The sequence below is a fragment of the Silvibacterium bohemicum genome, assembly GCF_001006305.1.
Taxonomy (GTDB): domain Bacteria; phylum Acidobacteriota; class Terriglobia; order Terriglobales; family Acidobacteriaceae; genus Silvibacterium; species Silvibacterium bohemicum.
In genome coordinates this window covers 685,468-698,500 of sequence record NZ_LBHJ01000001.1, presented here as the reverse complement: position 1 = coordinate 698,500, position 13,033 = coordinate 685,468, and the positions used below count along the sequence as shown (strand labels likewise).

Sequence of the window (13,033 nt, the reverse complement as noted above, 5' to 3'; positions counted from 1 at the left end):
GTCTGAGAGAATCCTCTGAGCCGGTTGCCGAATCTCGTATGTGTCGGTTGTCGGGGAGGCAATCATGTCGCTGACTCTCGGAGTGGTAGGGATTGCTGTTGTTGCCGCATTTGCGTTGTTCTACCGTGCACGTACTGTGCGCAGGCGGGAATTATTGGAACGGCACAGCATCACGCCCGAGGATCTTCACACTCTGCTGACTGCTCAGCAGGACGTGCATCTTTATGATCTCCGCGTTCCGCTCGACGTACTTACAGACGCCGAGATCATCCCAGGAGCACAGAGGATGTCTCCTAAAGAAGTGCGTGACAATCCGAACCTAATCCCGAAAGAACAGACCGCCGTCGTCTACTGCACCTGCCCAGGCGAAGAGAGCAGCCGCGAAGTACTAGGACGCGCCCTCAAATTAGGCTACAGCCAAGTCCGCTTTCTGCGCGGAGGCTTGGCAGCGTGGAAGGCGAAGGGATATCAGGTCGAGCCATATTCGCAGCCCTTCCATCTGGACACCGCCCAATCTCAGTAGCTTCGCAAAAGAACTGGGCCAGATTGAGCCAACAACCGTAAAGATAGAAACGCATGCGGAAAGTCGGCCGCTCGCGTTCTGTCCCGCTCAGGCTTGCCCGGAACTTCACCTTCGTTACAAGGACGATGGGCGCCTTCCCCAATCAGTCCGATCATCTCCTCGAATCATCTCCAGGAATCATCTCCAAAAATCATCTCCAGGACAAGATAAGCGAACATCGCCATCTGCAATGCCACCCACCCAAGATCGCCGTTAAGGTAGAAGCCACCGTGCGTTTAAAGGTTGCTGGTGCCGGTGGCGACACCGCGATTCCCATGCCGTCGCCTCGTGCAGACGCTTTCTCCAGGAAGCCTAAACCGGAACTCCGGCGCACCGCGTGACAGCACCCGCGTATAGCGAATTTCCATTGACTCCTTGAGAGCTAGGAATTCGCGATTGCGGTTTGCGGTTTCGAACGGTTTTGTTATCGAACGATGTCACCTGGCGCTACCTCCCAGGTGCATAAGACATCTCAAATGGAGTACAACACTTGGTTGCACTCGCCAGGGCTTCGAAGAGGCGCCATAGCCGCGCCCCTGGTATGAGAAAGACTGCCGTACTATGCAAGTTTCCTTGGAACAGCCGATGCCAGATTTGCGCACACGGACGGCATACGGTGAAAACTCCAACCCGCCGATAACGAAGCGGAACCCCCGGAGGCTTAAATGATGAAGAGAAAACGGCTCGGCTTTCTCGTGATCGGTGTAGTGACGGTCATCTTCCTGTGCTCGGCTACGAGCGCAGTCGCACAGTTTCGTACATCGATTCAGGGAGTGGTGACCGATACGACGGGGGCGGTTATTCCTGGCGCGACCCTCACTCTCAAGAATCTCGCAACCAATGAGACTCTTATACGGACCAGCGGCGCAGACGGCGTCTATAACTTCAATGCGCTTCCGGCGGATCACTTTCAGCTCACGGTGGAGAAGGCCGGCTTTCAGAAAAAGGTTCTCGATCAGCTACAGCTGAATCCGGAGCAGCCTAACGGGATCAACATTCAGCTGGAAGCTGGCGCCGCGTCGACGACCATCACGGTGAATGGGTCCACACTTCCTGCTCTTGATACGCAGACCGCCAATACGTCCCGGGCAATTTCCGAGAACGAAGTCCAGCATATCCCGACTTATCAACGCGACCCCACCAGCCTCATCCGGCTCGTGCCCGGAGTTCTGGCCGATGGAGCACAATCAGGCGGCGGCGGCGGATTCCAGGCGCCAGGCACGCAGACCGGAGCCTCCTCGGGCGGCGGCGGCAATCTGGGACACTCGAGCAGCATTTTTTCTACGGAAAACGGCGCTTCCGCAAACGCCAACGGCGGGCAGTTCGATTCGAACGGGTATTCTGTCGACGGCATCAGCACCGAGAGCGCCGTCTGGGGCGGCGCCACGGTGATTACTCCCAGTGAAGACTCGGTCGGCAATATCCAGGTCTTCACCAACTCGTACGATGCTGAAAATGGCCGCTTCTCCGGCGCGGTAACTGAAATCACGTCGAAGAGCGGAACGAACAACCTTCACGGCAGCTTCTTCATTCAGCTCACGCGCCCCGGTCTCAATGCCTATCAGTCGTGGAACGGCCCACAGTCAGTGCAGGCATTCGACCCTACCACCGGGGCCAAGCTGACTCCCGCAGATCGCGGACTACTTCGCGATCAAGACCGCTATAACCAGCTTGGCGGCAGCATTGGCGGCCCTATCTGGAAAAACAAAATCTTTGCCTTCTTCGCTTATGAAGGACAAAGCCAAACCATCCAGGCAACCAGCACACAGTGGTTTCCCACCGCAGCCTTCGCCGGCCTCGCTCCGGCCGGCAGCATTTCCAGCACTTATCTGAACTTTAAAGGAGCCGCTGTCGCTGGCACTCCGATCGCCTCCGTCACCTGCGCGGATGCCCACCTCACAGAAGGCGTGACTTGCAATACGATTGCCGGGCAGGGCCTGAATATCGGCTCGCCGCTGACCACCGGACTAGGCAAGCAGGATCTTACTTACGTCAGCAACAGCACTCCCGGTGTTGGCAGCGGGCTTTCCAATGTTCCAGATATCACGCAATACACAATCGCCGATCCCACGGTCAGCGACTTCAAACAGTACAACGGACGTCTCGACGCCGATGTGACCAGCAAAGATCACGCTGCCTTCGCCATCTACTGGGTTCCTTCAAGCCTGTCTCATTTGAATGGCGGTCTCGGATACCAGCAGTTCAATCACGACCAGATAAACGACGCCTTCTCGGTCATCTGGAATCACACTTTTTCACCGAGCTTCCTCAACGAGGCGCGCGCCAATGCGGCTGGCTGGCGCTGGAACGAACTCTCCGACAATCCTCAGGCTCCATTCGGCCTGCCCGAGGATCAGTTGTACAGCCCGAACGGCACAGACCAGATCGGCAGTGTCAGTCTCGGAGCGCTCGGCGTCCCATCGCCATCTGTTCTCGATCAGTGGACGTACGGCTATAAGGACGTTGCGACTAAAGTTCTCGGCGCGCAGACCATGAAGTTCGGGTTCGATTTCACGCGGCTCTATTACCTCAACGACCCCATCGGCGCACCGAACTATACCTTCTATAACATCTGGGATTTTCTCAACGACGCTCCCGAGCAGGAGAGCGGGCCATTCCAGGCAACTACCGGTTTTCCGGGCGGCTTCCGCAACGATAACCGTGAGAACATGTGGGGAATTTTCTTTCAGGACGATTGGAAGGTCCGCCCGAACCTGACTTTGAGCGCCGGACTCCGGTACTCCTACTTCGGTCCGCTCACCGACAAGGACAACAACATGGGCGTGCTCCGCTTCGGCAGCGGCTCCAGCCTGCTGACTGGCATTTCCATCAGGACAGGCATCGATGCCTGGAACGCGCAGAAGCTGAACTTTGGTCCGCAAATCGGTTTTAACTGGAGCCCCTCACAGTTCAACGGCAAGGTCGTCTGGCGTGGAGGCTATGGCCTGAACTACAACCAGCAACAGCTCGCCACGGCGAATGCTTATGACGGCAATCCTCCGGGAACGAGCGCCGTACCGGGGATCAGCACCAGTCCGGCGAACATCAACCCGAACATCCTCTACGCGACATCGAGCAATCCGAGCAGCATCGTTGGATATCCTGCAAACCCGAGCGCAATATCTACCTTCAATGCTGCGGGCCTGCCTACAGTCGGTGGCGCAAACCTCGGAGCGCTGCCCACAAATCTGCCCACCGCGTACGTGGAGCACTATTCGCTCGAGACGGAGATGGATCTAAGCCATCAATGGGTAGCAAACATTGGCTACACCGGCAGCAGCGGCAAGCACCTGAATTTCAACTACGACTCAAACGCCTTCGCCGTCCTTCAGGGGGCCGCGCTCAATCCTTTGGTAAGCAGCATCAACACCTTCGGCAGCCAGGGCCGTTCCAATAACAACATGCTGCTCGCAGGCCTCAAGCATCAGTTCTCACAAACTTTTTCGCTGGATGCGCAATACACCTGGGCTCATAGTCTCGACACTAATTCGGGACCGTACTTCCGCAGCCCCTATCTCTACAACACCGATTTCGCCTATGGACGATCCGATTTCGATATTCGAAACGAATTCAAGCTCTTCGGCATCTGGCAGCCGTTAATCTTTCATGGCGGCAATGACTGGAAAGGCAAGATCGTGGGCGGATGGACGATTAGCGGAATACTGACGCTTCACTCCGGTTACGGATGGACTCCGATCTACACGGCGCCCCACCAGATCTATTGCAACGAGTGCAACTACGGATACCAGAACCTGCGTCCGTTCTATAACGGCAAAGCCCTTCACAACAGCAGCAACAGAGCCTTCAAGACCGGCAGCGACTTCCCAGATCCGGGCACGGCGACTACCGGCGACAACAACAATGAGTTCATCAACAACTACTTCACAGTTCCTGATTACACGAACGCTATCGCGGACAATCCCGGGCAGTTCGCAACCGCTCTTATCCCTCCGCCAGGAATTGGCCGGAACTCCTTTCCCGGTCCTAACTATCGCGACGTCGATATGAACCTTGCAAAATCATTCGGATTGCCCAACATGCCGGTATTGGGAGAAAAGGCCAGGATCGAAATCAAAGCCAACTTCCTCAACATATTCAATATGTTGAATATCGATCCAAGCACGATCTCCACCAACGTTGGAAATCCTGGCCTAGGCCAGGCGACGGCAGCACTCGGATCGAGAATTATCGACTTCCAGGCCCGCTTCAGCTTCTAACTCCTTTCTGGGTGCGCCCCACGGCGCACCCTTTTCCTTCTCTCTAGAAGTGGCTCGCCGCTATAGCGTTCAACAATGCTCTCGATACGATGGTGAGCACGCGAAGGTTTAGTCATGCTGAAAAAGTCTCTGTCATTTGCTGCTGTGTTAAGTATCTTTCTGTTGACCTGCCATCCGCTGCTTGCTCAAGAACAAGTTCAGATCGATGCGACCGCGCAGACGACGCCATTTCCTCACTTCTGGGAGCAGATGTTCGGCTCCGGCCGCGCCATTCTCACGCTGCGCGAAAGTTATCGTGACGACCTTCGTGCCGTAAAGCAGGTCTCTGATTTTCGCTATGTCCGCTTTCATGCCATCCTTCACGATGAGGTTGGCGTCTACAACGAAGACGAGCACGGCAATCCCGTTTATAACTTCGCCTACGTCGATCAGATCTACGATGGGCTGCTGAAGAACGGCGTCCGTCCCTTTGTCGAGATCAGCTTCATGCCGAAGAAGCTGGCCTTCAATCCCGATGCGCTTCATCCCTTCTGGTACAAGCAGAATGTATCTCCGCCCAAGAGCATGGAGCTCTGGGACGATCTGATGACGCACTTCGCCCGGCATCTTGTCGATCGCTACGGCATTGATGAAGTATCGCAGTGGTATTTTGAGGTCTGGAACGAACCGAATATCGATTTCTGGAACGGTATCCCTCGCCAGCAGTCCTATTTCGATCTATACGCCCACACCGCGCGTGCGCTCAAGGCTGTGAGCCCGCGCTTGCGCGTCGGCGGACCAGCGACAGCCGCCGCAGACTGGGTGGCTGACTTCCTGAAGTACACCGCTGCGAATCACGTGCCTGTCGACTTTGTCTCAACGCATGGATATGCCGACGACACCGTCGAAAACCTCTTCGGAACCAACGAAGACATCTCCATGGATGATCGCGTTTGTCGCGCCGTGGCTAAAGTGCGCGGAGAGATCAAGGCATCCGCCATGCCCAGCCTGCCGTTGATGTGGACAGAGTGGAATGTGCAAGGGCAAAATGAGTCGCGCGACACCATCTTTGTGGGGCCGGCACTCGCGAACACCGTCCGTCAATGCGATGGCATGGTCGAAATGCTCTCGTTCTGGACTTTTTCCGATGTCTTTGAAGAAGGCGGCCCTGTTCCTAAACCATTCGAAGGCCAGTTCGGACTTCGCGCCAAGGGCGGCATCAATAAACCGAGCTATTACGGTTACGAATTACTGCATCAGCTTGGGAACCGGCGACTCGCCAACCCCTCAAAGAACGTGATTGCGACCAGGACCGCTGAGGGAAAGATCATCATCGCGGCATGGAATCTCGTCGATCCCGATCAACAGGGATCAAATCGCACGGTGGAGCTGGTTTTCCACGGTGTTGCGCCCGATGCAAAGATCACCATTCAGCGTGTCGACCGTGACCATGGCAACGTCCTGCCTCAGTACGCGGCAATGGGCAGTCCACTTGACCCCACGCCCGATCAGGTAGAAAAGCTCAATCGTGAAACAACTCTGCCGGCACCAGAAACCTTGACTCTGAAAAACAGCAGGCTTGAACTGCAGCTCACGCCGAATGCTTTCGACCTCATAACCCTGGAATCGAAATAGCCCTCCGGCAGTTGGATGGGATCATTCTCTAGCGCACCCAGCAATCATGCACCGCATCATTCATCGCGAAGCAGAATCATGGGATCGACTGCAAGCGCGCGTCGAGCCGGCACCAGGGCTGCAATCACGCCCACGCGGAGCGTGCGTACAATGGCAAGTGTGAGCACGGTGGTAGGGGCGAATTCAGGCGCTTTTCGCAACTGTCGTAGTGCGGGTCGTATATCGGCATTCATACATGGTCTCGGCACGCGATCGTGTATTTCGTCGGGATTCCCCGGCTTGTATCGGGCGTGCGCACGTGCCGACGCGGCGGTTCCATGTGTTATCGCGAGTTTCAATCGGAGACCAGGAGACAACGCCAAAGTGTTGACCGGTTATAGTCGGTGCAAACTACCGCGGCAACGAGGCGGCGCAGCTCCAAAAAAAGAGAATGATCGCTAATCGCTGTTCCCTGCCGATATACTGCAGCCCGGGAACTCGCACGCCCGTATCTATCTACCCCTATGGGACGCTGGGCTTCATTGGCGATCGCGGCGTTGTACTTGTTATCCAGCCCCGTCCGTGCCCAGCAGTCTTCTCCCGAACAGTCTATGGGCGTCCCTTTGGAACAGACGACAGCTCCAAATCCGGCCCAACCCATCACACCCGGAACTCTTCTGCAACAGAGTCAGCAACAACAAACCGCCGGATCTAACCCGACCCTCTATCGCGACCTCGATCTGCTTCGCCGCGACGGCTTTGCCGCGGCCGGTTCAGCAACTGTTTCTCTTCGCGTCCTCAATCATGAAGGATTCACACCGTCTCACCTCGAAAGATCCGATTTCGCTCTCACCGTCAACGGCAAGCCGCGCGACTTCCGCCTGCACGCGCCCGGCACGCAGGCCGTCGTCATTCCTCCAATGGTCCTGCTCGTCTTTCCGCCGAATGATCCGGTAGTCCACAACATCGGAGTTCGCCAGGCCGTACAGTACTTCTCCCAGCAGCCTGCCGAACAACTTCCATGGCGCGTCGGCATCTTCGACTCCAACGGCAAAATGATTCCCTTCACCAATGGACGTTCGCAGCTACTCGCCTATCTCGACGAAGTTGCGCACACCACGGAGTCGTTTGAGTATGCAACCGATCCGGCCATGCCGCGAGAGTTGCGCGCGGAAGGAAGCTGGCTTGGCAAGGCTCAGCTCGCCATCAGCAACATGCAGCGTTACGAAGGACCAAAGGTCATTCTCGCCATGAATCCCATCGCGGGATCCCTCTACGGCCTGAATGACCAGATGCTGGCCCATGACGGCCCCGAAGACCTCCTCGGAGTCGCCCAGCGAATTGGCGGGCACATCTACATCGGCAATGTTGGCGGCCCCGATGTCTTCGTTCCCGGTGGAGAAGCAGCCGCCGATCAGCCCGCGCAGCTCAATGGCGCATCCTCGGCTGGTCCTCAGCTCGGAACAACACCGTCTTCTCACATGCGGGCGGATCCCGCCATGACTGCGGCTCTCTCCAACTTTGCCTTTCGCACCTCGCAGATAATGCAGACCGCCGCCGCAACTTTCGGCGGCTTCGCCAACTCCCTGAACGATCTTGCCCGCCAGATTCACCGCGACCTTGATGGGAGCTACGCACTCGACTTCGACATGACGCCCGAAGATCAGGATCACGGCTCTCCCGAAGTCGTAGTGCATCTGACTCGCCCGGACCTACGCGTCACCATCCTCGACGTCATCCCGGTGGGTGTTTCAACCGACATCGAGCGTGAGATGGATCAGAAGCAGATCTCCGCGCTATTGAAGAAAGCTGCAGCCACACTGATTCCGTCACCCGAATACCGCGTCACCCAGCGCGTCGATTTTTTTCCCCTCCACGGCGGTCTCAGGCCGGTGCTTCCCATGAGCGCGGCGATTCAGTGGATCGGCCACGGCCGCGGACCGGTATCGCTATCTGTGGCCGAGCGGGTTGAGGAGCAGAGTCTGTCCAGTATCGTCCTCGAACGCGAGATCCGTGTTCACTGGGATGGTCGGAGCCTCTCCTGGGAGCGCGATGGCCAACTCCATCCCGGCCATTACCTCTGGAGCATCGCGGTCCACGACGGCCGCGGAATCATCTATTCCTACAGCCAACGAAAGATTGACATTGAATTTCCGCGCCCCGGCGTAGCCATCAGCAGCCTCGTCGTCGGCAAAGCCTGCCGTACTGACGACATCTATACCAACGGACTTCAGCATCGGCCGCCGCTCACTGCTCAGGAGCAGCCGCACCTCCTGATCGATCCCATGCGTGCCGGCAACTGCCGCGTCGAGCCCGATGCTCTCGGCAGCTTCTCCCCGGCCGACACCGTGCATGCCTTCGTGCGAATCTATCCGCCGGAAAAGCTCGACAAAAGCAAGCCCGAACGCTGGACAGCAAAGTTCGTCCTGCGCTCTCAGGCTGGCGTCGTTGAAGCCGTGCGGCAAGCTCCTTTTACTATTGATTCCGGTTCGGGCTATCTGGCGTCCGTCCAGTTGCCGCTGAACATTTCGGATGTCATTCCGGGATCTCACACTCTCGACGTCGAACTACGCGGTCCGGGCATCCATAAAGATCTCAAGGAATCTCGCGCTATCTCGATCGCTGTTGCACCCGCAACTCCCTGATAGCTGCGCAATTATCGATATAACTCCCAGGGCTTGAGCGAGTGCTCAAACTTGCCCATATCGACTCGTTTCCCGCTGAATTGCACACCCTCCAACTTCAGGCGTGCCCGCTGTTCGCGCGCCGCAGCGCCACGCAGCTTGATCTCGCCGCCTGCGCCCAAGACACGATGCCACGGCAGCTGATCGACAGGATCCGTGCGTAAGAGTCGAGCAACGGCTCGATGATAGCGGGGATAACCTGCGGCTGCAGCAACGCCGCCGTAAGTGCTCACCTTGCCCGCCGGAATCGAAAGTATCATGCGGCGAAAGGCAAGATCGCGCTGCTCGTTCGGCCGTGACGCATCCCGCAGCAGGCTCCGTTTGGCTCGTTCAACCGAAAGCTGATCGAACGCGAGGTTTTTCCGGGAAGGTCTCTGTTTCGACTTGGGTTCAGGGCTCATCTGTTTCTCTTGTTATTTCGCTCCTACAAGCATCCGAGACTACACCATGACCTTCTCTCGCTGAGCTTCGCGCCAGTGCGCGGGAGGCACGCCCTCCCAGCTCCGGAAAGCTCGGACGAAGGAGTTCGCGTCTTCGTAACCGAGGAGATAAGCTGTCTCGTTCAACTCGAGCAATGAATTGTTGAGATAGTGCCGCGCAAGCTGGTGGCGAGCCTGCTCCAACACCTGCTGAAAGCTATAGCCTTCATCCTGCAAATGGCGCTGCAGTGTCCGCGAACTGATGTGAAGTTCGCGCGCGATGTCCTGCATCCTGGGGCGCTGTCCTGCAAGCTTTCTCTGAATGATGGCGCGAACTCGCTCGGGAAAAGTCTCTTGGCCTTTGTGATGCTTCAGTTCTTCATCGAGCTGCGGCGCGAGCATGGATAAGAGTTCCGCGTTGCGAGTGACAAAGGGCAAGTCCACATCGGAGCTGCGGAAAACGATGGCGTTCCGTGCGGCTCCAAAAGCGATGGGACAACCGAAATGGCGCTCCAGTGTCTTGGCATACGCACGTGGCCGCACAAGTTCAACCCGCAGCGGAGAGATACGGGTGCCGGTTCCATGCCGTGCGATACAGAGCACCCAGGCGAAGCAAAGATCGGTGAGAACTTCCGGTTCGGCATCATTGGCGAGAAGCCATCGAAAATGAATGCTCCATTCGTCGCCATCGGTCTGATGGATGATCTCTTCGGGGCAGGAGAGCTGTTTGTAGCTGGCCATTTGGCGCATCGCTTCGCCGAAGCTGGCCGTCGAAAGAGCGGCGAGAGCAATCGGGTCGAAGTGCTCCCGCTTGGTCTCTGTGCCTAGCTCAAGCCCAATTGCAGGATTGGTGCTGGCCTGTCCAATTCCCCGCCACAGGCCAAATAACTCTTCCGTGGTTACCAGGATTCGAGTTTGATCGAGAAGTCCGGGCGGTAGTCCTGCGTTCTGAAGCAGCGCAGACACACGGATTCCCGACTCTTGCAACCGTATCGGAAGCCGGCCGGGAATCCGGAAGTGTTTGCTCATGATTTATGCGGTTATGCGGATTTGAGTGACGCCATATCGATGGAGAAGCGATATTTCACATCGGATTTAAGAAGACGCTCGTACGCTTCGTTCACTTTCTGAATCGGGATAACTTCTACGTCGGCGGTGATGTTGTGTTTGCCGCAGAAGTCGAGCATCTCCTGGGTTTCGGCGATGCCGCCAATCGGAGATCCAGAAAGGCTGCGGCGTCCGAAGAGCAGCCCAAAGGCCGCGATGGAGAGTGGCTTTTCGGGCGCACCGACGAGGCAGAGGTTGCCGTCGCGACGCAGCAGGCCCAGAAGCGCATTCATGTCGTGTTCGGCGGAGACGCAGTCGAGGATGAAGTCGAAGCTGCCCGCGTGCTTGGCCATCTCATCGGCGTTCTTCGAGATGACGACTTCATCAGCGCCAAGACGAAGAGCATCTTCCTTCTTGTTCGGCGAAGTCGTGAAGAGGACAACGTGAGCTCCCAGGGCGTGGGCAAACTTTACCCCCATGTGACCGAGACCTCCAAGTCCGACGATGCCGACCTTCTTGCCCTTGGTGACTCCCCAGTGATGGAGGGGTGAAAAGGTAGTGATGCCGGCGCAAAGCAGCGGTGCAACTCCGGCGAGATCGAGATTTGTAGGGACCCTCAGAACAAAGCGCTCGTCGACGACGACTGAGTCGGAATAGCCGCCATAGGTGACGCCTCCGGTGTGCTTGTCGGGGAAATTATAGGTGAGGGTGAGATTCGGGCAAAACTGTTCGAGGCCATCTTTGCACTCGGGGCAGGTGCCATCGGAGTCGACCATGCAGCCAACGGCAGCGAGGTCTCCGGTTTTGAATTTCGTTACGGCTGAACCGATCTTGGTGACACGGCCCACGATTTCGTGGCCTGGAACGCAGGGGTAAACGGTGGGCATGGCACCGCTCCATTCGTTGCGTGCCTGATGGAGGTCGGAGTGACAGATGCCGCAGAAGAGGATCTCCATCTGCACATCGGTGTCGGTTGGATCGCGCCGCACGATCGTGGTGGAGGCGAGCGGCGATGTCGCACTGGCAGCAGAGAATGCTTTCGCGTTGTACATAGGACAACTCTAAACCGGCGGAAGAATTCACGGCATGCAAAATACGCCAATCTATATGCGAAGTACGCCACGCATCGGACGAGCCGAATTGCTCACCGCTAAAACTCCAAAGCTTTTCCGGCAGACGGCAGCAATAGTTTCTGCGGCTCCTGAGGGTAATTTTCGAAGTAGTATGGAGACACCAGGAGGACAAGTAATGGCTTCCGGCTCCGGCGACGTAACCCAGCTCCTGAAGGCGATGCACGCAGGCGATACGGCCGCTGCTGACAATCTGCTGCCTCTCATCTACTCCGAGTTGCACACCCTCGCCAAAGCCTATATGAGGCGCGAACGCCCGGAACACACGCTTCAAGCCACAGCCCTTATCAATGAGGCCTACCTCCGTCTGGCCGGGGAGGACATCGACTGGAATAGCCGCGCCCACTTCATTGGACTCGCGGCACACTTGATGCGCCAGATCCTCGTCGATCACGCACGCGCTCACGCCGCCCAGCGGAGAGCCGGCGGCTTCCACCGAGTGGAGATGAAAGACGACCTGGCCATCTCGCCGGAGCGGCTCGAGGAAGTCGCGTTCGTCGATGAAGCGCTCACTCGGCTGGCGGCCATCAACCCTCGTCACGCTCAGGTCGTTGAGATGCGCTACTTCGGCGGTCTCTCCGTGGAGCAGATCGCCCACGTACTCGGAATCGCTCCGCGTTCCGTCAAGCGCGACTGGTCGCTTGCCCGCATCTGGCTCTTCCGTGAACTCAAGCCGGTCCACGGATCCGGCGTTGCCGCTCCGAAGGTCGATGGCTGAAAGATCGGCAGCTGAACAGAAATTTTTCTTCAAATTGTTGCCCGGTTTTTCCAGCGGCTCCGCATTCCTCAGTGAAGGCAGTCTTTAAGATTCCTTCCCGTGAGGAACCGCCATGAAAACGAGCATCCGCATCCTCGCCCTAGCCGCCCTCGTCACCTTAGCGTCGCTGCCCCAGACATTGCATGCGCAGACCAAGGCTCTCACCGCGCAAATCAACGTACCGTTTGCCTTCGACTATGGAGTAAAGCACCTCAGCCCCGGCATGTATCGCATCGACATGCAGCACCAGAATCTTCTGATCCTCCGCGGCCCGGCGGGCCCGGTGATGGCCATGACCCGGCCTGAAGTAAACGGCGGAAGACTGGACACCGGCCGCGCAGTCTTCACAAAGTATGGCGACCGCTTCGTTCTGGATGAGCTATGGATCGCCGGCAATGCCACCCACCTGGACATCTACAATCCCAAGGCAAAACAGCGTACTGCGCGTCTATATTCCTTCGAGTCCAAAGCCCCCGCGCAGATCGAGTTAGCGCTTCTTTCCCCAACGAATACAGCAGCCGGAAACTGAGTGCTCTCAATCGGCGCACTATGACCATAAGCAGCAGGCACCTCTCCGGCGCGGAGACTCCTGCTTTCCTCTATCAGGAAACGGACACCCTAAAA

The 13,033-nt window shown here is 57.3% G+C and carries 11 protein-coding genes; 7 read left to right on the top strand and 4 right to left on the bottom strand.

The window, feature by feature from the left end; genetic code table 11:
- The first annotated feature begins 64 nt into the window (after positions 1-64).
- The 4 genes from XX99_RS03035 to XX99_RS03020 all read left to right on the top strand — a co-directional run bounded on the left by XX99_RS03035 (position 65) and on the right by XX99_RS03020 (position 6,393).
- Positions 65-523, top strand: coding sequence for a rhodanese-like domain-containing protein (locus tag XX99_RS03035; RefSeq protein WP_050057870.1), 459 nt, complete (start codon positions 65-67; stop codon positions 521-523).
- 53 nt (positions 524-576) lie between these two features.
- Positions 577-903 (top strand): hypothetical protein, encoded by a 327-nt coding sequence (locus XX99_RS03030; RefSeq protein WP_156185761.1) that lies wholly within the window; start codon positions 577-579, stop codon positions 901-903.
- Between the two features lie 324 nt (positions 904-1,227).
- Positions 1,228-4,779, top strand: coding sequence for a TonB-dependent receptor (locus XX99_RS03025; protein ID WP_050057868.1), 3,552 nt, complete (start codon positions 1,228-1,230; stop codon positions 4,777-4,779).
- Between the two features lie 114 nt (positions 4,780-4,893).
- Positions 4,894-6,393, top strand: coding sequence for a GH39 family glycosyl hydrolase (locus XX99_RS03020; protein WP_050057867.1), 1,500 nt, complete (start codon positions 4,894-4,896; stop codon positions 6,391-6,393).
- Positions 6,394-6,449: 56 nt separating this feature from the next.
- On the opposite strand, the gene XX99_RS27065 is transcribed toward XX99_RS03020, so the two are convergent.
- Positions 6,450-6,626, bottom strand: coding sequence for a hypothetical protein (locus XX99_RS27065; RefSeq protein WP_156185760.1), 177 nt, complete (start codon positions 6,624-6,626; stop codon positions 6,450-6,452).
- 357 nt (positions 6,627-6,983) lie between these two features.
- Between XX99_RS27065 and XX99_RS03015 the strand changes: the two genes are divergently transcribed.
- Complete coding sequence (locus XX99_RS03015) at positions 6,984-9,017, top strand: hypothetical protein (RefSeq protein WP_050057866.1); 2,034 nt, start codon at positions 6,984-6,986, stop codon at positions 9,015-9,017.
- Between the two features lie 11 nt (positions 9,018-9,028).
- Here the strand turns inward: XX99_RS03015 and XX99_RS03010 are convergent, their stop codons facing one another.
- From XX99_RS03010 to XX99_RS03000, 3 genes are all read right to left on the bottom strand, one after another.
- Positions 9,029-9,457: an MGMT family protein gene (locus tag XX99_RS03010; RefSeq protein WP_050057865.1), complete on the bottom strand. Its 429-nt coding sequence runs from the start codon at positions 9,455-9,457 to the stop codon at positions 9,029-9,031.
- Between the two features lie 39 nt (positions 9,458-9,496).
- Positions 9,497-10,441, bottom strand: coding sequence for an AraC family transcriptional regulator (locus XX99_RS03005; RefSeq protein WP_231581122.1), 945 nt, complete (start codon positions 10,439-10,441; stop codon positions 9,497-9,499).
- Between the two features lie 74 nt (positions 10,442-10,515).
- Complete coding sequence (locus XX99_RS03000; RefSeq protein ID WP_050057863.1) at positions 10,516-11,574, bottom strand: NAD(P)-dependent alcohol dehydrogenase; 1,059 nt, start codon at positions 11,572-11,574, stop codon at positions 10,516-10,518.
- 196 nt (positions 11,575-11,770) lie between these two features.
- Between XX99_RS03000 and XX99_RS02995 the strand changes: the two genes are divergently transcribed.
- Positions 11,771-12,370 carry an ECF-type sigma factor gene (locus XX99_RS02995; RefSeq protein ID WP_050057862.1) on the top strand — a complete coding sequence of 200 codons (600 nt, stop codon included), beginning with the start codon at positions 11,771-11,773 and terminating at the stop codon, positions 12,368-12,370.
- Positions 12,371-12,482: 112 nt separating this feature from the next.
- The gene (locus XX99_RS02990) at positions 12,483-12,938 is read left to right on the top strand and encodes a hypothetical protein (protein ID WP_050057861.1); all 456 of its coding nucleotides are present in this window, start codon (positions 12,483-12,485) and stop codon (positions 12,936-12,938) included.
- Positions 12,939-13,033 lie beyond the last annotated feature (95 nt).